The organism is Hwangdonia sp. (genome assembly GCF_048381975.1).
GTDB classification, from domain to species: domain Bacteria; phylum Bacteroidota; class Bacteroidia; order Flavobacteriales; family Flavobacteriaceae; genus Hwangdonia; species Hwangdonia seohaensis.
Genome location: NZ_JBLWYT010000003.1, coordinates 120,537 through 144,213, shown reverse-complemented (window position 1 = coordinate 144,213; position 23,677 = coordinate 120,537). Strand labels below are relative to the sequence as shown.

The window sequence follows — 23,677 nt, the reverse complement described above, 5'->3', positions numbered from 1 at the left end:
ACTTTTATATTTTTAACAAAACTAGAATATTAATTTCCTAAACAAAACTTTTCAGCCTTTATGTATTACATTTCCAGAAATTATAAGTCGTTATTTAATGCCGCAGGAAAAGCAAAAACCGATTGCGAAATATCATTGCAAAACTTAGGGTTTAAAAACCTTGGGTTTAAACAATCGTCTATCCCTAGTTCGGCCGTTGGTACGATAAAGAATTTTTTCGGAATTACCATAGCCTTGTTGCGATTGCCGTTTAAGTCGACAATTTGCACGCAATATCCCAATAATAAATTTAGAAAACTGATCCTGTTTTTTGCGAAATTCAAACGTTGTAAAATAATTACGATTGTACACGATGTAAGATGCTTAAAAGGACGGGTAAAAGATGTTGAAAAGGAACTGTCTAAAATTGTGTGCTCCGATGTTATAATTGTGCACAACGATTCCATGAAACAATGGTTTTTAGATCAAGGCACATCAATACCTATCGTGGTTTTGGGTATTTTCGATTATGTTTCAGAAGAAAAACCAATCCAGAATATAAACAGAATTAAAAAAGATACATACGATATCGCTTACGCTGGTGGTTTTGGCGAAGGTAAAAACGCGTATATTTTCGATTTTGATGTTTTGGAAAACAGTAAGTATCATTTAAAATTATATGGTATTGGTTTTGATGCAAGTAGGCGAAAAGTGAGCGAAGAAGAATCTGTTATTTTTTATGAAGGTGCTTTTCCTTCCGATCAAATTGCGCATAAAATTGAAGCCGATTTTGGTTTGGTTTGGGATGGTATTTCAACCGAAGCTTGTAGCGGCGATTTAGGCGAATATTTAAAATATAACAATCCGCATAAAACCTCATTGTATTTGTTGTGTGGGCTTCCGGTTATTGTTTGGGACAAGGCCGCTATTGCCAGCTTTATAGTTGAAAATAAGGTGGGCATTGCGGTTTCTAATTTAAAGGATTTGAATGCTATTTTAGAAAATGTAACGGAGTCCGATTATAAAACCATGAAAACCAATGTTTTGAAAGTTCAAGAAAAAGTGATGCAAGGACAATTTGTTGAAACTGCAGTAAAAAAAGCTTTGGAGACTTTGAAGAGTTAATTTTGGTGTGACACTAAAAAATCCTCAATTTTATCAATAAACATTTCGGGTTTAAATTTTTGATATAAAGCTGATGCTTCATTTTTGTATTCTTTTTCAGGTTTTGTGTACAATTCGGGCAAGTAATCTTTTAAATGCACACTTAGGTTGTTTTCATCTTCAAAAAGATTCCACGAGGCTTTGTCAATCCACGGAGAATAAATGGCAAAGGTATTGATATTTAATGCTTTCGCCATATTTATAGCGCCTCCTTCGTTGCCAATTACCGCATCGCAATGATGCGTTATCGCTAAAAAATCCCTTAAACTTTTCCCGAAAACATGAAATTTAATATGCTTTTTGGTTTCGGTGTGGCATAAACTTAAAATGGCTTTGGCTTCAGTTTCTTGTTTCGGAATGTAATTAAACAGAATTTGTGCACTGGTTTTCTCAACAATGGCATCAATAACTTTTGCCATATAAGGAAACGGATAGGTTTTGTTTTCACCGCTACCCAAAACACTAATCATAAACAACTGTTTGTTTAAATCTATTTGATGTTTTTTTAAAAATTGTTTGCTATTCGAAATCTCGCTATCGGTTAAATAAATTTTCGGTTTAATCGATGTTGCTTCAATTCCTAAAGGCTGTAACAACTGCATTCTATTAATAATGGCTAAGCCAGATTTTCCATTAGTGCTTTGTTGTCTTTTTATATTATGCTGATAGAAGAGCGAACTATAATATTTATAATAAGAAATTTTGATTTTTGCCTTAGAAAAAGCCGTAATCAAATTACTGGAAAGCTTTGAATAGACATCAATTACGACATCGTATTCACGCTTTCTAATAGATTTAGCAAGCTTTAAAAGAGCTAGTTTACTAGATTCGGCTTCCTTAGTAAAAAAGATAAAATTATCAATAAACGGATGGTGCTCTACAACAGGAAAAGTATGCTCGTTAATCAAATAGTCCAATTGGGCGTTTGGGTATTTCTGTCTAAGTGCCTCAAACAGTATACTGCTTGTAAGCACATCGCCAATCATTTTTTGTTGTATTACTAAAATTTTCATACTTCAAATTTAAAATCCCAAATTCCAAAAACTAAATTCCAATAAAAGTTTCTATTGGAATTTGGTTTTTTTACTTTTTGAAATTTACGAGCAGAGCGGGTTTAAACAGCTACATCGTGCTCGCGTAATGCATCGTTTAGCGATGTTTTTTTGTTGGTACTTTCTTTACGCTTACCAATTATTAAAGCACAAGGTACATTATAGCTGCCCGACGGAAAATCTTTAGCGTAACTGCCCGGAATAACCACAGAACGTGCGGGTACTCTACCTTTATATTCAATTGGCTCATCACCGGTAACATCTATTATTTTTGTACTCATCGTTAAAACAACGCCAGCGCCTAAAACCGCTTCGGTCTCTACACGAACGCCTTCAACAACTATACAGCGACTGCCAATAAAGGCATTGTCCTCAATAATTACGGGTGCTGCTTGCAAAGGTTCTAAAACGCCACCAATACCAACACCACCAGATAAGTGTACGTTTTTGCCTATTTGAGCACAGCTACCAACAGTTGCCCAAGTATCAACCATTGTGCCCTCATCAACATAGGCACCAATATTTACATAACTGGGCATTAATATGGTACCGCTGGAAATGTAGGCTCCGTGGCGTGCAACGGCATGCGGTACAACACGTATGCCTTTTTCTGCATAACCTCTTTTTAAAGGAATTTTATCATGAAATTCCATGGGCCCAGCTTCAATAGTTTCCATTTTTTGAATAGGGAAGTATAAAACCACGGCTTTTTTAACCCATTCGTTAACCTGCCATCCGTTTGTAATTGGTTCGGCCACTCTCAATTCGCCTTTATCTAATAACTCGATAACGCTTCTAATGGCAGAGGTTGTTGATTCTTCCTTTAAAAGATCTCTGTTGTTCCAAGCGTTTTCAATGGTTTGTTGTAATTCTGTCATTGGTAATTATATTTTAAGCAAATATAATGTCTATCATTCGAAAAACTAAGGGAAACGGCTATAATATCCGTTGCATATTTGGTAAAAATTACAGCTTTATAAAACGAATTTTTCAAAAAGATAAAGGCCTTTTTTACTTTTAAATAAACTAATAAATCGATAAAACACATTGTTGCTGTGTTTAATCGATAAAATCATGCTGTTGAACTGTTAATCGGTAAAAAGCTACCGTTTTCTAATCATCGAGAATCTAAGGTCTTATAACTAATTTATTGTGTTAAACTTTAATGCGCTTCTATATTTGAACCATCAAACAAATAAACCTGATGAAAACAAAGATTTACACATTATTAGTTTTATTACTTTCTTTTTCTTTTGCAAACGCTCAAGATACTGTAGTAAAAGTTGAAACTGAAAATACGATTACGGTTTCTGACAATAATGAAGATGTTACTATTACTGTTGAAAGTGATGAGAATGTTGTAAATAAAGTAGAAGTTAAAACGGATAAAACTGAAGCTACCGAAGTAAAAGAAAATATAGCACGAACTAATAGCGATATCAGAGTATATTTAAACCGTGTAAGAAAGGTTGAAAATATTAAATGGTTATTTCCTAAAATAAATAAGGCTAAAGTAGCATAAAAAGAAAGTTCAAAATTAATATTTAAGGTTAAATTACTGGAAAGACTGTCTGTAAAGACGGTCTTTTTTGTTTTTAAACATTACTTTTGCGCAAAAGGTATTTATGGCACGCATTTTAGCAATAGATTATGGTAAAAAGAGAACTGGAATAGCGGTAACAGACGAGTTGCAGATTATCGCCTCAGGTCTAACCACTGTCGATACCAAAGTACTTATTCAGTTTTTAAAAGACTATACAAGTAAAGAAAAAGTGGAGTTGTTTTTAGTGGGCGAGCCTAAGCAAATGGATAATACAGCTTCTGAAAGCGAAACACTCATACAACCATTTTTAATAAAGCTAGAGAAGCAATTCCCTGATACTCCAATAGTTAGGGTCGACGAGCGCTTTACCTCAAAAATGGCTTTTCAAACCATGATTGATAGTGGTTTAAAAAAGCAACAACGCAAAAACAAAGCCCTAATTGACGAGATTAGCGCCACACTTATTTTGCAAAGTTATTTATATTCCAAATAATTTTTTTTTATCATAAGAAAATATGTACTTTTAATTTTTTATTTACAAAACCTAACCTTATTTATTATGAAAAAAAATTACATTATTTTATTATTGATTTCTGTATTCAGCTTTAGTCTAGCATATGCAGAGCCTTGTCCCAACGGTGGAGGTACAACTTCTTCTGGGGGCACAAAAATCTTTTTATCTTACTTGCCGGCAACCTCTTTTTGTGTAAACAGGCCCGCCAGCATTGAGGTTAATGGAACCTCTACCTTTACACTGGAAGTAGCTTCCTGCTCCGAAACTACATCTGTTTATAACCTTACAAGCGGTCCAGCTATTGTTGGTCAGGATTTTACAATAACATCTGGTTTCGATACCAATTGTTCATATTCTGGAGGTACGCTGCCTGTAGATAAAAACACTCTTGAAGCTAATATGGAAATATCCCCTAATCCACTTAAAAGCGATAATACACTAAAATTGTCATTTGCTTTTCCGGTAAAGGCCAGTATTGGTGTTTATAATATTACTGGAAAAAGAATAATTGAAGATAATATGAGTAACCAAGATAATAAGGAACTTAACATTGCCCATTTGCCTAATGGCATTTATATCTTGAATATTTCAACCGAAAAAGCAACTGCTATTAGAAAAATTGTAGTAGCGCGGTAATGAAACTTGTTATAAAAAAAACTCCTTTTTAAGGAGTTTTTTTTATGCCCAAAAACCGCTAATTAACTAGTAAGTATTGTATTTTTGCAAAAATTAAATATTGAAACCGGAATGATTTTACCAATTGTAGCCTATGGCGACGCTGTTTTAAAAAAGAAATGTGCCGATATTACCAAAGAATACCCAAATTTAGATGCACTTCTAGAAAACATGTTCGAAACCATGTACAATGCTTTTGGCGTTGGTTTGGCAGCTCCACAAATAGGATTACCAATTCGTTTGTTTTTAGTCGATACAACTCCATTTTCTGAAGACGAAGAGCTTTCAGAAGACGAGCAAAAAGCGTTAAAAGGGTTTAAACGTGTTTTTATCAACGCTAAAATTATAAAAGAGGAAGGCGACGAATGGGCATTCAACGAAGGCTGTTTGAGCATTCCGGATGTTAGGGAAGATGTGTTTAGGCAACCAAAAATTACGGTTGAATATTTGGATGAGCATTTTAAAAAACACACCGAAGTTTTTGATGGTTTAATTGCCAGAGTGATTCAGCATGAATACGATCATATTGAAGGCATTTTGTTCACCGACAAATTATCAAGCTTAAAAAAACGCTTGATAAAAGGAAAACTAAATAATATTTCCAAAGGAAAAATCAATGTCGATTACCGCATGCGTTTTCCGGTCCAAAAAAAGAAACGATAATAGTTGCATCATTGTATTAAACAGTTGATATTTGCCACTTTCAAAAAAATAAAAATTTATGGGTTTAGATAAAGTTTTAGCCATTTCGGGAAAACCAGGTTTATTCAAATTAATTGCGCAAACCAGAGGCGGTTTTGTTGCAGAGTCCTTAATAGATAACAAGCGTATATCTGTAAGTTTACAGCAAAACGTAAGCGTTTTAAGCGAAATTGCAATATATACTTTAACCGAAGAAATTCCATTAAGAGATGTGTTGGCGAAGATTAAAGAAAAAGAAAACGGCGAGCCAACAAGCATTAAACCAAAAGACAGTAAAGATAAATTAGAAGAATATTTCTTTAACGTGTTGCCAGAATACGATGAAGATAGGGTGTATGCAAGCGATATAAAAAAGGTTTTGCAATGGTACAACTTATTGCAACAACACAATATGTTAGAGCTGTTGGACGGTAAAAAAGAGGAGACAAAAACCCAAGATGAAGAAGAATAGTTTAAGCTATTTTAAATAGAAGAAACCTCCAAAATTTGGAGGTTTTTTTATGCCTTTTTTTAAGAGTAATTTAAGATATGTAAGGATATAAAAAGTGTTTTAAGTGCTTTATTTTGGTTAGTTTTGAGGAGTTGTTTTTACATTATATTTTTTATACATCATGAAAATTAATAAGCCCAAAAAAAGTACCATCGTTTTTTTAATCATTGTAGCCGTATTATTAATTCCGCAAACCCGAAAGCCTATAAAAGTGTTTGTTCAGAAAGGCTTAGCGTTAATTGGTCCATCCATAATAGATGATAATAAACAGTCTAGTATAGCAGATTACAATTGGAAGTTGAAAGATGAAAGCGGAACCATTTTTAATTTCGAAGAAAACAAAGAAAAAGTCATATTGATTAATTTTTGGGCCACTTGGTGTCCGCCGTGTATTGCGGAAATGCCAAGTCTTCAAAAACTTTATGATGACTATAACGATAAAATTGAGTTTGTATTTGTTTCAGATGAATCATTCAAAAAAATAAATTCGTATTTAGAAAAAAACAACTATACTTTTAAGGTTTATAATGAAGCTTCAAGATCAGATTTCTTCGATGTGAGAGGTATTCCAAGAACGTTTTTAATTGACAAGCAAGGCAAGGTAGTAATTGATAAAACTGGTGCTGCCAATTGGAACAGCGATTCGGTTAGAAATACCATTGATGCGTTGCTTAAAAAATAAAACGCTTTAGTATGTTTTCTTTTTTCATAAAATTTGCTATAATTTTAATGCCAATAAAAAAGGATATTTATGAAAATTGTGGTATTAGATGGTTACACCCTTAATCCAGGTGATTTAAGTTGGGAAGGCATTGAGCAATTTGGCGATTTGGTGGTTTATGACCGAACGGGTTTTGATACTGAAGAAATAGTAAAAAACATAGGGGATGCAGAGGCTGTTTTTACCAATAAAACACCTTTACCAAAAGCCGTTTTAACACAAGTACCTCACTTAAAATACATTGGTGTTTTGGCAACTGGTTACAATATAATCGACGTTGAAGTTGCAAAGGCCTTAGGCATTGTAGTTGCCAATGTGCCCACATACGGAACACAGGCTGTTGCGCAATTTGCTATGGCATTACTGTTAGAGATGTGCCATCATGTTGGCGATCATTCTAAAGCAGTAAAAGATGGTGAGTGGACCAAATCATTGGATTTTTGTTTTTGGAATACACCACTAATAGAGTTGGATGGAAAAACCATGGGCATTATTGGTTTTGGGCAAATTGGACAAGCCACTGCCAAAATAGCCCAAGCTTTTGGGTTGAATATTTTGGCTTATAACCGAAGCAAAAACCTGAAATTAGAAACAGAAACTTGCAAATATGTTTCGCTGGACGAATTATTGAAATCATCAGATATCATTAGTTTGCACTGTCCACAAACCGAGGCTACAACCGGCATTATCAACAAAAATAATATTGATAAAATGAAAGATGGCGTAATGATAATAAATACATCCCGTGGCGGTTTGATAGTTGAAGAAGATTTAAAAGAGGCCTTAAACTCGGGTAAAGTTTCAGGGGCAGCCGTTGATGTGGTTTCAACAGAGCCGATACAAGCAAATAACCCCTTGTTAAAAGCAAAAAACTGTATTATTACGCCACACATTGCTTGGGCGCCAAAAGCATCTCGAACTAGAATGATGGAAACTGCAGTTGAAAATTTAAAAGCTTATTTAAACGGCCACCCAATTAATGTGGTCAATTAGTGGTTTTTTAGCATAAAACTGTTGTAAAACCCATTTTTGCTTTTCGTCAGAAACAATTCTGATCTTCTAATTATTAATACCTTTGCAATTAATACTAATGGCTAATATGAGTATTCGGAATATCAAGTGCCTTAACTGTGGTATTTATAATGTTAACAGAGATTATTGCTCTAATTGCAATGCGGTTTTATCGTATAAAAAACGTCGTGAATTAGCCTACAAAAAAGAAGAAGAAGCCCGTTTGGAACGACGCCGTTTGGAAAAAGAAAACAACCCGTCGTTTTATGCAAGATACAAAGACCATCGTTTTTTTCTTGTGCGTGCATTTGTGAAGCTACTTAGGTCCATTTGGGTGGTTGTAATGTCTATTGGTATGTTTATCGCTTGGATAATAACAACTATTGCGGCATGAAGATTTTAAAACATCCTCTATTTATAATAGTTTGCATCATGGCCATTGGTATTTATGTGTCAAAAATAAGTCATGTGGCATTACCTAATTGGGTCTATTTTTATCTGGGTGATTTACTGTGTATGCCTTTTGTTTTAAGTTTATGTTTGGTGGCAGTTCGCATAATAAAAAACGACGATAGTTTATATATTCCGTTGGGACCTATTATAGCGTTAACAGCATTTTATGCCTTGTATTTTGAGTGGTTGTTGCCGCAGTACAATGCCCGTTATACTGGCGATATTATTGATGTTGTCATGTATATTCTAGGTTCAGCCCTGTTTTATGTATTTCAAAAACGATTAAGTTGGTAGTGTTTTAGACGCACTTTAAAACCACAAGTTCTTAACTAAAGCATTCTAAAAAAAGCCTTTATAAAACTCAGGGAAAAAAGAGAGGACATAATTTTTATGTCTTCAAAAAAAGAAGATTCCTCATCAAGAAATTTAAACATGGTTTCCACCGAATTTTCAGCATAAAACTGTTGGAAAATCCATTCGCCTTTATGGTTTTCATCTTTTAAAACCTTTAAAAACACTTTATCATAAAACTTGTATTTGCTTTTAAACAAATGGTTTGAAGGCGTTTTGTTGGCTTTTATATTCTCAATAATTTTTGCAGTCTTTTTTTCGGTGTGTTTAAACGAATAGCCCGTAGAACCTTTAACCCAACCACCGCCTGTGCCAATTTTAGTGATGCGCCTGGTGTTGTGTTTTTCAAAAGGAAAACTGGTCATTGGTATTTGTCCGGTTTCGGTTTCAACAATGGTATAATTGTCAATTTTCAGATATTCCTTAATATAGGTTTTAATGAATTTATCATAAATTTCTTCATCTACAAGCTGCTCGGTAAAATAAGTAAACTCCACCAAAGCTTCGGTTTTCGAGAATGGCAAAACGTAAGTGAATGTAGTTTGGTTGCCGTCTTTTAAACGATAATCCATCATAATAACTTTAGAATCATCAAACGCATCATAATCAGTGTTAATGATCCAACCTTTAAAATGTTGAATGATGGAAATACCGTGATTTGAATTTACTGAAAAGGATTCCGGAATTCGGCTATCAAATATATGGGCAGCTGTAAAAGTAATTTGTTTGGTGGTAACAAATACGCTGCCGTTTTCTTCTTTAACCGATTCCACACGGTCTATTATAAAATGAATGTTATTGTTTTTTTTCAGCTTTGCTTTGGCTTCTTTATAAAAATCAATAGAACGAATGGATTTATAAACATAGGGCTTTAGCTGTAAATCAATGATTTTTTTTGAAGTAATTACCGTTGCTTTTCTCCAGGATTTATGAATGATATTATTCCATTGCGAAGGTTCGGTTTCCCAAAAACTCCAGGTTTTGTCGTTTACGATTTTTTCGGAATAGTCGATTAACGCAATTTTTTTATCATTAAAAAACGCATCGGAAGCCATTTTTAAAGCCAGTTGGAAACCCGCTAAACCATTTCCTATAATGATGTAATCGAAATGGAATTTATCAAACATCGAATATAAAAGGTGTTATTTTTTAAAATATTTAAAAGGCACGAACAGCATCCCGAAACATTCGCCCTTTTCTTTGCTTAAGTGTTTATGGTGTATTTTATGGGCACGCCGTACACCTTTGGCGTACCAATTATTGGCATTTCTAAAGAGTTTAAAACGCTGGTGAATAAAAATATCGTGTACAATAAAATACGATAAGCCGTAAGCGAAAATGCCAATGCCAATGGGCAGACCAATCCAAAGATCGTTATACCTCCAGAGCAAAAAAAAGGTAATGCTAACTATGGCGTAAAAAATAAAAAACAAATCGTTGCGCTCAAACCAACTATCGTGGTCTTTTTTATGATGGTCTTTATGTAAATGCCATAAAAACCCGTGCATGATATATTTGTGTGTAAACCACGCCATAAATTCCATAAAGCAATACGTGCCTAAAAAAACAAGTATCCAAAGTAAAGTTTGCATAGCTTAAAATTACATTAATTTTAGTTGATATTTTACATAACTTCGCATTAAGAGTTCTACTTTTTTCGGGTTTGAAACTCTAATGCGTGTATTTTTAATTTGTAAAGCTGGTGTTTTTTTTAGTTTCTTCAATAATTGTCTGTAATATCTGTATGCCATAAATACACCAAATTTGGCTTCAATAGGCAACTTTTTTATACCGCTCAATCCTTTTTCAAAATCCAATTCAATATCATCAATGATGTTTTGTTTAGAGGTTTCATCAAGGTTTTTCAAATCTGTATTCGGAAAATAAGTTCGGTTCAATCCTTCAAAGTCTGCTTTTAAATCTCTTAAAAAATTCACTTTTTGAAACGCAGAGCCCAATGCCATAGCCGTTTCCTTTAGTTCATTGTATTTTTCGGCATCGCCTTTTACAAATACTTTTAAACACATGAGCCCAACAACATCGGCCGAACCATAAATGTATGCTTTAAATTCCTCTTCGGTTAAATATTTGGTTTTGTGTAAATCCATTCGCATACTATTCATAAAGTCATCAACTAAATCTTTATCGATGTTGTATTTGTGAAAGGTGTGTTGAAATGAATTTAATATAGGGTTTAAGCTGATTTTATGTTTTAAGGCGAGTTCTAAATCTTCATTAAATCTATTAAATAGCACTTCTTTGTTGTAATTATGGAAAGAGTCAACAATTTCGTCTGCAAAACGCACAAAACCATAAATGTTATAAATATGACTTCTGATAGAACCATGCAACATTTTTGTAGCCAACGAAAAAGACGTGCTGTACGTTTTGGTTACAAGCTTGCTGGAATTATACGAAACGGTATCAAAAAGTGATTTCATGTTATTAACTATAGTGTTTAGATACGAGGTTTGCCACTAATTTTCCTGAGATTAACGATGGTGGTACTCCGGGACCAGGCACCGTTAATTGCCCCGTGAAATACAAATTGCTTACTTTTTTACTTTTTAATTTAGGTCTTAAAAAGGCTGTTTGAAGTAGCGTATTCGCCATACCGTAAGCGTTGCCTTTGTATGAATTGTAATCGTTTATAAAATCGTTAATGCAAAAACTTTCCTTAAATATAATATTGTTTTTTACACTTTGCGAGGTTAAATTTTCAAATCTTGTAATTATTTTTTCAAAGTATTGCTCTCTAAGTTCTTGGGTGTCTTCAAGACCCGGTGCAAGCGGAATTAAAAATATGCTGGCTTCTTTTCCTTCGGGGGCGGTACTAGAATCGGTTTTACTGGGGAAACTGGCATAAAAAAGTGGATTTTCCGGCCATTTTGGGTTATCGTAAATCGCTTTGGCGTGGGTTTCAAAATCTACATCAAAAAATAAAGTGTGATGATTTACATGTTTTAGTTTCTTGTTAAAACCAACATAAAACAGTAGGGAAGATGGAGCGAATATTTTTTTGCTCCAATATTTTTCTGAGTACTGTCTGTATGGTTTTTCCAAAAGGGTTTCGGTATGATGATAATCTGCGCCACTAACTACAATATCAGAAATATAGGTTTCACCGTTTGAAACAATGCCTTTAGCCACACTGTTTTTAACGATGATTTTATCAATAGGAGAATTTGTTTTAATGGTTACACCAAGCTCTCTTGCGAGGTTTTCCATAGCTAAAATTACTTGATACATGCCTTTTTTGGGGTGAAATGTGCCCAAACCAAAATCGGCATAATTCATAAAACTGTAAAACGATGGTGTGTCACTGGGTTTGGCGCCTAAAAATAAAACGGGGAATTCTAAAATTTTAATCAATCTTTCATTTTTAAATTCTTTTCTAACATCTCTTTTTATGGTGCTAAAAAACTGATTGATTTTTTTAATGGTTGTTGGCGTGATGAGTTCTAATGGAGAAACTCCTGGGTTGTAAACCAAATCTTTTATGGCCACATCGTAATTATCTTTAGCATCTTTAATAAATTTTTTTAGTTTATTGGAACTTCCGGATTCTTCTTTTTCAAACGCTAGAATAATTTTTTCGAGAGTGTCTTCAATAGTTATAAAATCGTTTTTTCCAAAATAAACGCTGTAAGCTGGGTTCAGCTTTTCTAATGTATAATAATCTGAAGGTTTTTTGTTAAAATCGGCAAAGAATCGCTCAAAAACATCGGGCATCCAATACCAAGTAGGGCCAATATCAAAAACAAATCCGTCTTTTTTAAGTTGCCTTGCGCGACCACCAATAGTTTTGTTTTTTTCAAAAATGGTTACGCTGTAGCCTTCTTGTGCTAAATAACAAGAAGCAGCTAATGAAGAAAATCCTGAGCCTATTATATTTACTGTTTGTTTCAATTGTTTAACAAAAATACAAAAAAATTAAACAAAAATACAAATTAATTATAAATCTTTTATCAGGTTTTCAATAGAATTAAACACATTTACCTTCTTTGGTAGCTTAGATAATTCTACAGAAGCGAGTTTTGGTCCTAAAACCAAAAAATCAGAGGTTTTGTCTATTAGCAACAATTCGTTAAATTTATTTAAATAATCTTCAATGGTTTCTGCTTCAGGATATATTGTGAAATAGGATATAAATGTGATGTCGTCAAAAAATTCGTGTAAATCTTTTAAACTATCCATGGGGACGCTTTCGCCAAGAAAAATAGTGTGGTAACCTTTGCTTCTTAATTGATAGTTTATAAATAACAAACCAATATCGTGAATTTCATTTTCCGGCAAAAACAGCACAAAGGTTTTTGATTTTGGTTTAGGTTCTAAACTTTGTAACCTTTCAATATTTATAAGAATTTTTTGTTTTATGTGATTGGATATAAAATGTTCGTTCGCAGGTGTAATGGTGCTTGTTTGCCATAGCAACCCAACGTCGTTTAGTAAAGGCAGAAAAACAGTGTAAAATATTTCGCTAAAGGTTTTCTTTTCTATAAGGTTATTGTAGGTGTTGTAAAAAAGAACTTGATCAAAATTAATCATGGCCATTTTAAAGGCGTTAATCGCATGGTCTTCCACCTGAGCCCTGGACGCAATTTCTCTAACTTTTATTGGTATTTCTTCTTCTTTTAAATTCGCAATTTTGGAGATTTTTAATCCGTTGTTGTTTAAATAAGAGATGTTTAATAGTTTTTGTAAACTGGATAAACTGTAATTTCTAATATTGGTTTCTGTTCTGTTTGGGCTAAGTAAGTTATAGCGTTTTTCCCAAATTCTTATGGTGTGAGCCTTTATACCGCTAAGGTTTTCCAAATCTTTTATGCTGAAGTTGACCTGAATATTGTTCATTTATAATTAATTTATGTTAAACAAAAATATAAATAATAATCAATAAATTGGCCAAATAAAACTAAATACTTGATATGGGAATTTTTTTTTGAAGTAAAAGTGCGCACGAGAAGATTCGAACTTCCACATCCTAAACGGATACTGGCCCCTCAAGCCAGCGCGTCTACCAATTCCGCCACGTGCGCATAATGAAGAGTGCAAAAATAAAGAAAGTTAAGTGAATAAACTCAACTTTTTCGTCACTGATTTTTGAAATTTCAATTTAATTCTGAATTTTAGGCAATCGCAGGTTTTTGATCAATTATTAAAAACTAGGATGAGCAGGTGATAGGTTTATTGAATTTTTAATACATCAAATTTGTTTTCATTCATATTCAGTATTAATACAAAGGTTAAATAGACGGTGTAGACCTAAAATAATTTCAGCCACACCATACACGAGGTTTGCTTAATTTCATATAATTTTGAAAAAAATGCTTTAATCAATTTAAAGAATACTATAATTGTTAAAGTAAAATTTGAGTTAAGTTGAACCTGGTTATCATAATTTAAAAACAAACTATGGGTTTTAAAAAAGTAAGTCTAAAGGATATTTCAAAAGAATTAGGGGTCTCTCAGTCTTTGATTTCATTTGTTATGAATGGAAAAGCAAAAGAGATGCGGGTAAGTGATGCCATGGTTGAAAAAATACTTAAAAAAGCAGATGAAATGGGCTATAAAGCCAACCCCATGGCTCAAGCTTTAAGAACGGGAAAATCGAATACCATTGGACTTATAGTTGCAGATATTTCAAATTCATTTTATTCTAAAATAGCTCGTAGCATTGAAGATGAGGCGACCGAACATGGGTATCATGTAATTTTTGGAAGCTCGGACGAGAGTGATAAAAGATCTACAGAGTTGATCAATTTATTTTATGACAAAAAAATTGATGGCCTAATTATATCTCCAGCCAAAGGCGATCGAGATAATTTATTGAAGTTGCAAAACGATGGCTTTCCCATAGTATTAATAGATAGATATTTTTCAGAAAACGAAAGCAATATCGTAGTGGCCAATAATTTATCGGGATCTTATGAGATTGTAAAAAGGTTAATTAAAAATGGCAATAAAAAAATAGGATACATTACCCACGGAACGGATTCTTCGGTGGTGATGTACAGATATCAAGGGTATGTTCAAGCACTTGAAGAGTTTGAATTAGAACTCAATCACCAAATAATTAGAGAGGTTTCCCATATTAATAATGAGAAAGAAATAGAATCTAATGTTAAGGATTTGATAGAGAACCACAATATTGACTCGATTTTTTTCTTTAACAATACCATGGCCATTGAAGGCGGAAAGATCATTAGGGAATACAACAAGTTAAGTGGTAGAAATTTGGGAATTGGTTGTTTTGACAGTTCTAGATATTTGGAGTTATTGGATATTCCTTATGTTTCCGCAGTTCAACAAGTTGAAAAATTAGGCGAAGTTTCAATGAGGCTGTTAATGCGCCAAATAAATTCAGTTTCTCAACTGAATGAAAAAAAAGTATTAACAGCAAGACTTATAGATAAACTTAACTAAAATAGGGCGGTTTGCTCTGTTTAGAGGAATTAAAAAATCAGAACCCATCGTTTTATTGAAAATTCAATTAGGATTTTAACAAATAATTATATATTATTGTAAGCTAAATGGATTTAGCAATACATTTTTAATGATTTTAAGTTCAGAACAATTAAAGTGTTTTTTTTATATCATAATTCGCTAAATCGATTTAGCAATCAACTATTAACCAATTGGAGGCTATAAAACTCCTCCTTAACTAATTTAAAACCATACTTAGTATGAAAAAACTTAAACTCTGCAGGTTTCTTTTATTAAAAAAGCCTTACAAACAATTAAAAACCAGTTATTTGTTACTGGTATTAGTGTTTGCTACATGTAATATGTATGCAAATATTAATTTGTTGCCCGCTTTAGGAGATGGCGTTTCTGAAAATGTTTTTCAGGAGGTTATTATTACGGGTACAATTACCGACAAGAACGGAGCGCCACTACCAGGTGCTAACGTATTAGCCAAAGGAACTTCGGTTGGTGTGGTGTCCAATTTTGATGGAGACTACACAATAAAGGTGCCCGACGGTGTAACAGCCTTGGTAGTTTCTTTTATTGGTTTTGCGGAACAAGAAATAAACATTGATGGAAGAACAGAAATCAATATAACATTATTGGAATCTGCTGAAGGATTAAATGAAGTTGTCGTAACCGCTTTAGGGATTAAAAGGTCTAAAAGATCTTTGGCCTATTCCATTACAAAAATTGATGGTGATGATTTTACCGAAAATAGAGAAACCAACGTTGCTTATGGTTTAGCCGGTAAGGTAGCTGGTGTAAATGTAACAAAACCGGCATCGGGACCTGGTGGAACTGCACGTGTTTTAATTCGTGGTAACTCTTCATTAACAGGTAATAACCAACCATTATATGTTATTGATGGGATTCCTATTGATAATACCAATAGAGGTTCTGCCGGCGAATGGGGCGGATCTGATGGTGGTGATGGTATTGGTAATATCAATCCGGATGATATCGAAACCATGTCTGTGTTAAAAGGTAATTCTGCAGCAGCACTTTATGGATCTCAAGCATCCAATGGTGTTATTTTGATAACAACTAAAAAAGGTAAAACCAATCAGGGGCTTCAAGTAGAGGTTAATTCGAACTATGTTTTTGAAGAAGCGATTAATCATTTAGACCCTCAAACGGAATATGGCTCTGGGCTTTTAGGCCAGAAACCAGCAACACAGGCGGAGGCTTGGGATGCCGGCGAATTTTCGTGGGGAGCCAAATTAGATGGATCGAGTGTAATTCAATTTGATGGGGTAAGCAGACCGTATTCCTATTCAGGAAACAATTTTGATAAATTCTACAAAACCGGTAGCACATTTACAAATACCATTGCATTAAGTGGTGGTTCAGATAATATAGGTTATAGATTTTCTGCTTCTAATATGGAAAACGAAAGTATTATGCCCAATTCCGGGTTGAAAAGACAAACCTTAAGTGTTAATATGCATGGTAAAGCATTGAATGATAAATTATCATTTCAAACCAGTGCACAATACATTTTACAGGATGTAAGAAACAGACCTCAGTTAGCGGATTCCCCATGGAATGCGCACTATACCGTTTGGCAATTACCAGTTACAACAAACATTCTTGATTTAAGAGGAGATCCTAACAGGTTGGGAGCCAATGCCGAAGATGCAACTCATTTATATGGTTCTACCATGGGACAAAAAGGCTATGAGTTGTTGCCAACTAGCTCCATTTGGATGCAAAATCCTTATTGGGCAGCATATCAACAAACAAATAATATTTCCAAGAATCGTTTAATTGCAAGTTCTTCTTTTCAGTATGAAGTTAATGAGTGGGTGTATGTTAAAGCTAGAGGAGGAATTGATCAATCTGATCGTTTAACTGAAGATGTTTTTCCAACGGGAACCGGACATAATTTAAATGGCGGAATGAATCAAGGTCAATACAAATACAAACAAACAAATTTTGACATCATGGTAGGTTCAAATCATGAATTCGATAATGGTATTGCCTATGATTTCTTAGCAGGTGCTAATAAAATGAGATTGCAAGAAGATGGAACTTACGCTTACGGTAATAACTTTGCCTTACCATTTTTCTATTCTATAGCAAATGGAATTAATAACGGAGGTAGTAGCTCTTTTGCAAAATTAGGATCACATTCTGTTTACGGTCAAGCCGAAATTTCATATAATAATTGGCTGTTTTTAACAGGTTCAGCTAGAAATGATTGGTTCTCTGTATTGGATGGGAGAGATATTTTTTACCCATCGGTTGGATTAAGTGCTGTTTTATCAGATGTTCTTAATCTACCTGAAATATTCGATTATGCCAAAGTGAGAACTTCTTGGGCTCAAGTAGGTGGGGTAGGAGACATTAGTGCATATTCTTTAAATCAGAACTATGGTTTAGGAAGAGCACAATTGGGTATTCCTCGTGGCGCTTTAAGTGGTAGCTCTGTAAGAAATGCAAACCTTAACCCGCTACTTGTAACAGAGTTGGAATTAGGTTTTAACGTTCAGCTTTTAAACAATAGGTTAGGGGTAGATTTTTCATACTACGACAAAAAAACCGAGGACGATATTCTAAATGCTGGAATTTCTTATACTTCTGGATATAATTCAACGGTAGTAAATATTGGTGAACTTTCTAATAAAGGAGTTGAGCTTTTACTAACAGGAACACCTGTTGTAACAGAAAACTTTAAGTGGGATGTTTCATTTAACATGAGCTATAATAAAAGTAAAGTGATTAGTTTGGTTGACCCTGAAAATGACGATGAGCGATTTAATATAGGGTTAAGTAGAGCCAGACATGCTTGGGTAACACATATTGAAGGCAAGCCTTTCGGGCAAATTACGGGAAGCCAATACCTCAGGGATTCTAATGGCGAAATAGCATTGGATGCCAACGGATTGCCGCAAGTAGATACTGATGCCGGTACGGTTGCTTTTGGTACGGGTGTACATCCATTTAATGCCGGTTTACAAAACAGTTTTAAATATAAAGATTGGCGTTTAAGTTTCTTAATCGATATGCGAGATGGAGCAGTAGGGCATAGTGGAACCAATCAGCAATTATACCGAAGAGGGGTACATAAAAACACCTTGGTTGGTCGTGAAACAGGCCTTGGCGGAAACCCAGCAAGTGAAATTAGAAATTATTACACTAAAATTTTCAACGATATTGCAGAAGAATTTATTTACGATGCAGGATTTGTAAAATTAAGAGAACTATCGATTGGCTATAATGTGCCTTCAAAATTCTTGGATAAAACCTTTATACGTAAGGCAAGTATTTCGGCAGTAGGACGAAACCTTTGGTTAATTCACTCAAACGTTGATAATATTGACCCGGAATCCAGCTATAACGCCAGCAATGCACAAGGATTGGATTTCTTCGCGATGCCACAGTCAACCACGTTTGGATTTAATGTGAATCTTACTTTTTAGTAATAAAAAAAATAAATATATAGTATTATGAAAATAAATAAAATTAGCATAAAAATTGCATATTTTTTCGTGGCAATTATGGCTTTTTCTATCACATCATGTGCAGACGAATTAGCGGAATTGAATGAAAATCCTAATGCAATTGAAGACCTGCCATATGGACTTCAACTCACAGAAGTACAATTAGATGCTCCCGGTGGGCGATACGAAATGCGTAGAGTCGCTCTAGGTTGGGGGTTATCATCCATTCAGCAACTAGCCGATGTTAACATCGCTACAAGTTTATTGCCAGGAGATAAATACATAGACTTTATTGATTATAGCTATGCTTTGTACGATAGATATTTTTTACAGGAATGTAAAGAAGTTGTCGATTTTGTAGCGCGTACAGCCGAAGATCCGGAAGCTGTAAACTACAACGCTATGGGACGTATTTTAAAGGTAATGTCTTTTCATAAGGTAACAGATATGTATGGCGACATTCCGTATTCTGAAGCAGGCCAAGGCTTTTTAAGCAATAATTGGTTTCCAGCTTACGATAGACAACAAGACATTTACCTAGACATGCTTAGTGAATTGGAGGCTGCTGCGGCACAATTAAGTGGTTCAGCCGAAAATCCGGGTTCACAAGATGTTATGTATGGTGGTGATATTACGCAATGGAGAAAATTAGCCTATTCAATGATGTTAAGATTAGGGCTTAGGTTATCAAAAGTAGACCCAGCCGCTTCGGAAGCATGGGTTAAAAAAGCGATTACAGGTGGTGTTATGACTAGCGTAAATGATGTGGCCAAAGTAGAGCACGAAATAGGAGGAGTTACAAGTCCTATTGGAGACTCGTTTGAAGCCGATAAATTTATGAGATTGAGCGATACCTTTGTCAGCTGGATGGAAGACCGTAACGATCCTAGATTGGATATACTATCTTGGGTAGAATCTGGCGGACCGCACCAAGGTTTACCAAACGGATTAGATCCTACCACACTGGCATCATCTGGACCAGCGGGAGGAGATCTTTTGGATTATTCGCAAGTCAATCCAGCGTTAGTGCTACAGGATTCACCTTCAATGTTTATAACCTATGCCGAAGTAGAATTTATGCTAGCCGAGGCGGCTGTTCGCGGATGGCACACAGGAGATGCCGAGACCCATTATAACAACGGTGTTCGCGCCGCTATGGCAAACTGGGGCTTTTATGGTGTAGCAGCACCTAGCACTGGTGATGTAGATGCGTATTTAGCAGCCAATCCATATGATGCAGGAAATGCTTTGGAAGTGATAGGTGAACAGTTTTGGGCTGCAACATTCTTAAATCCATGGGAAGGCTTTTCAAACTGGAGACGTACTGGATATCCTGTATTAACGCCAGTAAACTATCCTGGAAATGCTACAGGTGGAACTATTGCTAGACGAATGAAATATCCTATTGTTGAGTTTAGTGTAAATGGAGATAATGTAAATGCAGCCATTGCAAATCAAGGTCCAAATGAATATACTACCAGAATTTGGTGGGATAAAAATTAAATAATTTGGACCATAAAAATAAATCGCCTTTTTTCATACTTAAAGACCGATTTAGTTAGTTTTTTAGAGTTAGTTTAAAAAAGGTAGACCTTACCAATAGATCTGCCTTTTTTTTTAGAATTTTTTATGCTGAACAAATTAATTATTTACTAACTAGCTTTTTGAATAAATTGCCTTATGTTGTAGATTTATCAAACCGTATAAAATAATTATAGCTTGTATAAATGAATGTTATATTTAAAAATAAAACAGCCTATTTGATCGCGCTAATTGCGTTTACCAATACTATTTTAAATTCTCAGAATTTTAATGGTGATATTAAAAATAATACGCTTTTTGAATTAAAGGAATCATCGAGTACAGGGATATCTTTTAATAATGTAATTGAAGATACTCCAGAGGCAAATGTGTTGATCTATGAAGCCTTTTATAACGGTGGCGGTGTTGCTATTGGCGATTTTAATAATGATGGGTTACCAGATATTTATTTTGCCGGAAATCAGGTTGAAGATAAGCTTTATTTAAACCTAGGCGATTTTAAGTTTAAAGACATTACCCAATCCGCAGGAATTTTAAATCGAGGCGGATGGTCAACAGGCGTGAGTATTGTTGATATTAACGGCGATGGATATAAAGATATTTACGTTTGTAAAAGTTTATATGATGACAGGCCCGATTTAAGAATAAACGAATTGTACATTAATAACGGCGATTTAACTTTTACCGAATCGGCCGCAACTTATCGCGTAAATGATCCTTGGAGAAGCATGCACGCCAATTTTTTTGATTATGACAAAGATGGCGATTTCGACTTGTTTTTAATCAACCAAGCTCCAAACCCTTCCATGTTGTCCAACTTAAAAGGAAAAAACTGGTTAGACCCAAAATTAACTTATCGATTTTTGAAAAATAACAATGGGATTTTCGAAGAGGTTACCAAAAGCGCAGGATTGGAAAATGTGGGATATGGCCTTAGTGCCGTTACCGCAGATTTTAATAATGATGGTTGGCCAGATTTATATGTGGCTAATGATTATGAAGGCCCTGACTTTTTATACATTAATAATCAAGACGGTACGTTTTCAAATAAAATTAATGAGTATTTAAGCCATATTTCGTTTTTTAGTATGGGTACCGATGTTGGCGATATTAATAACGACGGTCTTTTAGACCTCGCAGTTGTCGATATGGTTGCCGAAGATAACTTCAGGATTAAATCGAATATGTCGGGCATGAATCCCCAAGAATTTTGGAATATTGTCAATTTAAATGGCCACTATCAATATATGTACAACACCATACAATTAAATAGGGGCTTAACCAAAACCAGCGATTTGCTTTTTAGCGATGTAGGCCAATTAATAGGTGCATCTAGTACCGATTGGAGCTGGTCGCCAATATTTGCCGATTTTGATAATAATGGCTTTAAAGACCTTTTTGTTACAAACGGAATAAAACGCGACGTTAGAAATACCGATGCCTTAAAAAAGATAGATGAGTATTTAAATGAACTATCAGAAAAACATCCATCAAAAAACCTTGTAAATAATGTGCCGGAATTAAAAAAAGTAGTTTCAATTGAAAAAATGCTGGGTTTTTTCCCGGAGCAAAAACTACCAAACTACACCTTTAAAAATAAGGGCGATTTAAAATTCGAAAAAGCGGGGAAATCATGGGGTTTAAATCAAAACTCTTTTTCATCTGGTGCCGCTTATGGCGATTTGGATAACGATGGCGATTTAGATTTGGTGGTTAATAACGTGGACGATGAGGCATTCGTTTATGAAAACCATTCAAATAAATTACTAAAAAACAATTATTTAAATATAAAATTTAAAGACAACAACCAGCACAAAAGTTTCTTTGGTACACGCACAACCGCGTATTACAACGTTAACCAACAAGTAGGCGAATTAACCAGCGCCAGAGGGTTTTATTCAAGTAGCGAAGATATCATTCATTTTGGTTTAGGGTCTGTTAAAAAAGTAGATAGCCTGGTTATACAATGGTACAATGGTGGTCGGTCGGTTATTAATAAAGTAAAAACCAACCAAACACTTGTTTTGGACAGATCGGACTTAAAATCGTTTCCCGATTTAACCGTAAAAGCACCCTCAAATACGATTTTTGAAGATGTTACCGAAGCTTTGGACATGAATCACACACATAAAGAAAACATTTTTGATGATTATGAAAGAGAAGTGCTCATGCCGCACAAAATGTCGGTTCTCGGGCCTAGTTTAGCGGTTGGCGATATAAATAATGACGGAAGAGAAGACTTTTTCGTTGGCGGTTCCGTGGGAGAAAATGGTAGTTTTTTTATCCAGAATGAATCAGGGAAGTTTACGCAATTAAGCGATGAGTTCTATAAAAGTTACGTGTACCACGAAGATATGGGCGCATGTTTGTTTGATGCCGATTTAGATGGTGATTTAGACTTGTATGTTTCAAGTGGAGGTAACGAATACGATGCAGGTAACGGGTTATATCAAGATCGATTATACCTTAATGATGGCTCGGGAAAATTTACATTAGCTAAGAATGCTTTGCCTGAATTAAGAGCTAGTGGCGGAAAAGTAATTCGAGCCGATTACGATGGCGATGGCGATATCGACCTCTTTGTTTGCGGCAGGCAAGTTCCCGGTAGATACCCCGAACCGGCAGATAGTTATTTGCTTAAAAATAATTTAAAAGAAACCGGAACCTTAACTTTTGAAAAAATAGTCAATGATGAATTTCAAAGCTTAGGCATGGTAACAGATGCTAATTGGACAGATTATGACAACGACAATGATTTGGATTTGATTTTAGTTGGCGAATGGATGCCCGTTACAATTTTTGAAAACAACAAGGGTCATTTTAAAAATATCAATACCAATTCCAATCTTTCAAACACTACCGGATGGTGGTACAGTATTGCATCGGCAGATATCGATAACGATGGCGATGGCGATTATATTATTGGAAACCTTGGCTTAAATTATAAGTATAAAGCCAGCACTGAAGAGCCCTTTACCGTTAACTATGGCGATTTTGACCAAAACGGTAAAAACGATATTGTTCTGGGCTATTATAATTATGGCGAACACTATCCGTTAAGAGGGCGCTCGTGCTCAACCCAACAAATACCTGAGTTAAAAAAGAAATTTAAAAGCTATAACGAATTTGCTGGAGCAAGTTTAATTGATGTTTATAGTTCCGATTTGTTAAATCAATCCTTAGAATACAAAGCAAGTACATTCAGCAGTATTTGCTTGGAAAATTTGGGCAATGGAAAATTTAAAATCCATGAATTACCAAGAATGGCTCAATTGTCATCTATAAACGGAATTATTATCGACGATGTTGACAACGATGGAAAAAAAGATGTTATCATAGCCGGTAACATGTACGGATCAGAAGTTGAAACCCCTCGAAACGATGCAAGCGTAGGCTTGTTTTTAAAAGGAAATGGAGACTGTACGTTTAGCGAGGTTGCCATGCAAGAGAGTGGATTAAGTTTGCCTTATGATGTTAAAAAACTAAAAACCATTCATATAAATGGAAAAAAACACATGGTTGTAGGAATTAATGATGGCCCAATAAAAATAATTAAGTACGAGTAA

The 23,677-nt window shown here is 34.7% G+C and carries 21 protein-coding genes and 1 tRNA gene; 14 read left to right on the top strand and 8 right to left on the bottom strand.

What is annotated here, in order from left to right; genetic code table 11:
• The first annotated feature begins 60 nt into the window (after nt 1-60).
• A complete protein-coding gene (locus tag ACN5J7_RS06820) occupies nt 61-1,104 on the top strand; it encodes a beta-1,6-galactofuranosyltransferase (protein ID WP_418603319.1) in 1,044 nt (347 codons plus the stop codon).
• Here the strand turns inward: ACN5J7_RS06820 and ACN5J7_RS06815 are convergent.
• Both ACN5J7_RS06815 and ACN5J7_RS06810 read right to left on the bottom strand, forming a co-directional pair.
• Complete coding sequence (locus ACN5J7_RS06815; RefSeq protein ID WP_418603318.1) at nt 1,101-2,156, bottom strand: glycosyltransferase family 9 protein; 1,056 nt, start codon at nt 2,154-2,156, stop codon at nt 1,101-1,103. The two genes, ACN5J7_RS06820 and ACN5J7_RS06815, sit on opposite strands and share 4 nt — an antisense overlap.
• A 101-nt stretch (nt 2,157-2,257) precedes the next feature.
• Nucleotides 2,258-3,073, bottom strand: a complete 816-nt coding sequence (locus tag ACN5J7_RS06810; RefSeq protein WP_418603317.1) for a 2,3,4,5-tetrahydropyridine-2,6-dicarboxylate N-succinyltransferase — start codon at nt 3,071-3,073, stop codon at nt 2,258-2,260.
• 326 nt (nt 3,074-3,399) lie between these two features.
• On the opposite strand from ACN5J7_RS06810, the gene ACN5J7_RS06805 reads away from it, so the two are divergent.
• From ACN5J7_RS06805 to ACN5J7_RS06765, 9 genes are all read left to right on the top strand, one after another.
• Nucleotides 3,400-3,717 (top strand): hypothetical protein, encoded by a 318-nt coding sequence (locus ACN5J7_RS06805; protein WP_311940347.1) that lies wholly within the window; start codon nt 3,400-3,402, stop codon nt 3,715-3,717.
• A 103-nt stretch (nt 3,718-3,820) separates the two neighbouring features.
• Entirely contained in the window at nt 3,821-4,231 is a 411-nt protein-coding gene (ruvX, locus tag ACN5J7_RS06800) for a Holliday junction resolvase RuvX (RefSeq protein ID WP_311940349.1), read from the top strand.
• A gap of 66 nt (nt 4,232-4,297) precedes the next feature.
• Complete coding sequence (locus tag ACN5J7_RS06795) at nt 4,298-4,888, top strand: T9SS type A sorting domain-containing protein (RefSeq protein ID WP_311940352.1); 591 nt, start codon at nt 4,298-4,300, stop codon at nt 4,886-4,888.
• A 111-nt stretch (nt 4,889-4,999) separates the two neighbouring features.
• Nucleotides 5,000-5,590: a peptide deformylase gene (gene def, locus ACN5J7_RS06790; protein ID WP_311940354.1), complete on the top strand. Its 591-nt coding sequence runs from the start codon at nt 5,000-5,002 to the stop codon at nt 5,588-5,590.
• Between the two features lie 58 nt (nt 5,591-5,648).
• The gene (locus ACN5J7_RS06785; protein WP_418603316.1) at nt 5,649-6,080 is read left to right on the top strand and encodes a DUF5606 domain-containing protein; all 432 of its coding nucleotides are present in this window, start codon (nt 5,649-5,651) and stop codon (nt 6,078-6,080) included.
• 160 nt (nt 6,081-6,240) lie between these two features.
• Nucleotides 6,241-6,801, top strand: a complete 561-nt coding sequence (locus tag ACN5J7_RS06780) for a TlpA family protein disulfide reductase (RefSeq protein ID WP_418603315.1) — start codon at nt 6,241-6,243, stop codon at nt 6,799-6,801.
• 69 nt (nt 6,802-6,870) lie between these two features.
• Nucleotides 6,871-7,833 carry a D-2-hydroxyacid dehydrogenase gene (locus tag ACN5J7_RS06775; protein ID WP_418603314.1) on the top strand — a complete coding sequence of 321 codons (963 nt, stop codon included), beginning with the start codon at nt 6,871-6,873 and terminating at the stop codon, nt 7,831-7,833.
• An 82-nt stretch (nt 7,834-7,915) separates the two neighbouring features.
• A complete protein-coding gene (locus tag ACN5J7_RS06770) occupies nt 7,916-8,245 on the top strand; it encodes a hypothetical protein (protein ID WP_311940363.1) in 330 nt (109 codons plus the stop codon).
• A complete protein-coding gene (locus ACN5J7_RS06765; protein ID WP_311940365.1) occupies nt 8,242-8,598 on the top strand; it encodes a hypothetical protein in 357 nt (118 codons plus the stop codon). Before ACN5J7_RS06770 ends, ACN5J7_RS06765 begins: the two co-directional genes overlap by 4 nt.
• 35 nt (nt 8,599-8,633) lie before the next feature.
• Here ACN5J7_RS06765 and ACN5J7_RS06760 read toward each other — a convergent pair whose 3' ends face one another.
• The 6 genes from ACN5J7_RS06760 to ACN5J7_RS06735 all read right to left on the bottom strand — a co-directional run bounded on the left by ACN5J7_RS06760 (nt 8,634) and on the right by ACN5J7_RS06735 (nt 13,694).
• On the bottom strand, nt 8,634-9,782 hold the full coding sequence (locus ACN5J7_RS06760) for a lycopene cyclase family protein (protein WP_418603313.1): 1,149 nt from the start codon (nt 9,780-9,782) through the stop codon (nt 8,634-8,636).
• Between the two features lie 15 nt (nt 9,783-9,797).
• A complete protein-coding gene (locus ACN5J7_RS06755) occupies nt 9,798-10,247 on the bottom strand; it encodes a sterol desaturase family protein (protein WP_418603312.1) in 450 nt (149 codons plus the stop codon).
• 9 nt (nt 10,248-10,256) lie between these two features.
• On the bottom strand, nt 10,257-11,096 hold the full coding sequence (locus ACN5J7_RS06750) for a phytoene/squalene synthase family protein (protein WP_418603311.1): 840 nt from the start codon (nt 11,094-11,096) through the stop codon (nt 10,257-10,259).
• A gap of 4 nt (nt 11,097-11,100) precedes the next feature.
• On the bottom strand, nt 11,101-12,564 hold the full coding sequence (locus tag ACN5J7_RS06745) for a phytoene desaturase family protein (RefSeq protein ID WP_418603310.1): 1,464 nt from the start codon (nt 12,562-12,564) through the stop codon (nt 11,101-11,103).
• Between the two features lie 45 nt (nt 12,565-12,609).
• Nucleotides 12,610-13,509 carry a MerR family transcriptional regulator gene (locus ACN5J7_RS06740; RefSeq protein WP_418603309.1) on the bottom strand — a complete coding sequence of 300 codons (900 nt, stop codon included), beginning with the start codon at nt 13,507-13,509 and terminating at the stop codon, nt 12,610-12,612.
• A gap of 100 nt (nt 13,510-13,609) precedes the next feature.
• Nucleotides 13,610-13,694 (bottom strand) — tRNA-Leu (locus ACN5J7_RS06735).
• Between the two features lie 376 nt (nt 13,695-14,070).
• Here ACN5J7_RS06735 and ACN5J7_RS06730 point away from each other — a divergent pair.
• The 4 genes from ACN5J7_RS06730 to ACN5J7_RS06715 all read left to right on the top strand — a co-directional run bounded on the left by ACN5J7_RS06730 (nt 14,071) and on the right by ACN5J7_RS06715 (nt 23,677).
• Nucleotides 14,071-15,081: a LacI family DNA-binding transcriptional regulator gene (locus tag ACN5J7_RS06730; RefSeq protein WP_311940377.1), complete on the top strand. Its 1,011-nt coding sequence runs from the start codon at nt 14,071-14,073 to the stop codon at nt 15,079-15,081.
• A gap of 260 nt (nt 15,082-15,341) precedes the next feature.
• Nucleotides 15,342-18,548, top strand: a complete 3,207-nt coding sequence (locus ACN5J7_RS06725; RefSeq protein ID WP_418603308.1) for a SusC/RagA family TonB-linked outer membrane protein — start codon at nt 15,342-15,344, stop codon at nt 18,546-18,548.
• A 27-nt stretch (nt 18,549-18,575) separates the two neighbouring features.
• Nucleotides 18,576-20,072, top strand: a complete 1,497-nt coding sequence (locus ACN5J7_RS06720) for a SusD/RagB family nutrient-binding outer membrane lipoprotein (RefSeq protein WP_311940381.1) — start codon at nt 18,576-18,578, stop codon at nt 20,070-20,072.
• A gap of 224 nt (nt 20,073-20,296) precedes the next feature.
• A complete protein-coding gene (locus ACN5J7_RS06715; RefSeq protein WP_418603307.1) occupies nt 20,297-23,677 on the top strand; it encodes a VCBS repeat-containing protein in 3,381 nt (1,126 codons plus the stop codon).

Bases quoted from the DNA above. Each gene is read 5' to 3' on its own strand.
- ACN5J7_RS06720 (WP_311940381.1), top strand. From the start codon at position 18,576: ATGAAAATAAATAAAATTAGCATAAAAATTGCATATTTTTTCGTGGCA.
- ACN5J7_RS06760 (WP_418603313.1), bottom strand. From the start codon at position 9,782: ATGTTTGATAAATTCCATTTCGATTACATCATTATAGGAAATGGTTTA.
- ACN5J7_RS06780 (WP_418603315.1), top strand. From the start codon at position 6,241: ATGAAAATTAATAAGCCCAAAAAAAGTACCATCGTTTTTTTAATCATT.
- ACN5J7_RS06805 (WP_311940347.1), top strand. From the start codon at position 3,400: ATGAAAACAAAGATTTACACATTATTAGTTTTATTACTTTCTTTTTCT.
- ACN5J7_RS06755 (WP_418603312.1), bottom strand. From the start codon at position 10,247: ATGCAAACTTTACTTTGGATACTTGTTTTTTTAGGCACGTATTGCTTT.
- ACN5J7_RS06750 (WP_418603311.1), bottom strand. From the start codon at position 11,096: ATGAAATCACTTTTTGATACCGTTTCGTATAATTCCAGCAAGCTTGTA.
- ACN5J7_RS06775 (WP_418603314.1), top strand. From the start codon at position 6,871: ATGAAAATTGTGGTATTAGATGGTTACACCCTTAATCCAGGTGATTTA.
- ACN5J7_RS06810 (WP_418603317.1), bottom strand. From the start codon at position 3,073: ATGACAGAATTACAACAAACCATTGAAAACGCTTGGAACAACAGAGAT.
- ruvX (WP_311940349.1), top strand. From the start codon at position 3,821: ATGGCACGCATTTTAGCAATAGATTATGGTAAAAAGAGAACTGGAATA.
- ACN5J7_RS06725 (WP_418603308.1), top strand. From the start codon at position 15,342: ATGAAAAAACTTAAACTCTGCAGGTTTCTTTTATTAAAAAAGCCTTAC.
- ACN5J7_RS06730 (WP_311940377.1), top strand. From the start codon at position 14,071: ATGGGTTTTAAAAAAGTAAGTCTAAAGGATATTTCAAAAGAATTAGGG.
- ACN5J7_RS06820 (WP_418603319.1), top strand. From the start codon at position 61: ATGTATTACATTTCCAGAAATTATAAGTCGTTATTTAATGCCGCAGGA.
- ACN5J7_RS06795 (WP_311940352.1), top strand. From the start codon at position 4,298: ATGAAAAAAAATTACATTATTTTATTATTGATTTCTGTATTCAGCTTT.
- def (WP_311940354.1), top strand. From the start codon at position 5,000: ATGATTTTACCAATTGTAGCCTATGGCGACGCTGTTTTAAAAAAGAAA.
- ACN5J7_RS06740 (WP_418603309.1), bottom strand. From the start codon at position 13,509: ATGAACAATATTCAGGTCAACTTCAGCATAAAAGATTTGGAAAACCTT.
- ACN5J7_RS06715 (WP_418603307.1), top strand. From the start codon at position 20,297: ATGAATGTTATATTTAAAAATAAAACAGCCTATTTGATCGCGCTAATT.
- ACN5J7_RS06815 (WP_418603318.1), bottom strand. From the start codon at position 2,156: ATGAAAATTTTAGTAATACAACAAAAAATGATTGGCGATGTGCTTACA.
- ACN5J7_RS06785 (WP_418603316.1), top strand. From the start codon at position 5,649: ATGGGTTTAGATAAAGTTTTAGCCATTTCGGGAAAACCAGGTTTATTC.
- ACN5J7_RS06765 (WP_311940365.1), top strand. From the start codon at position 8,242: ATGAAGATTTTAAAACATCCTCTATTTATAATAGTTTGCATCATGGCC.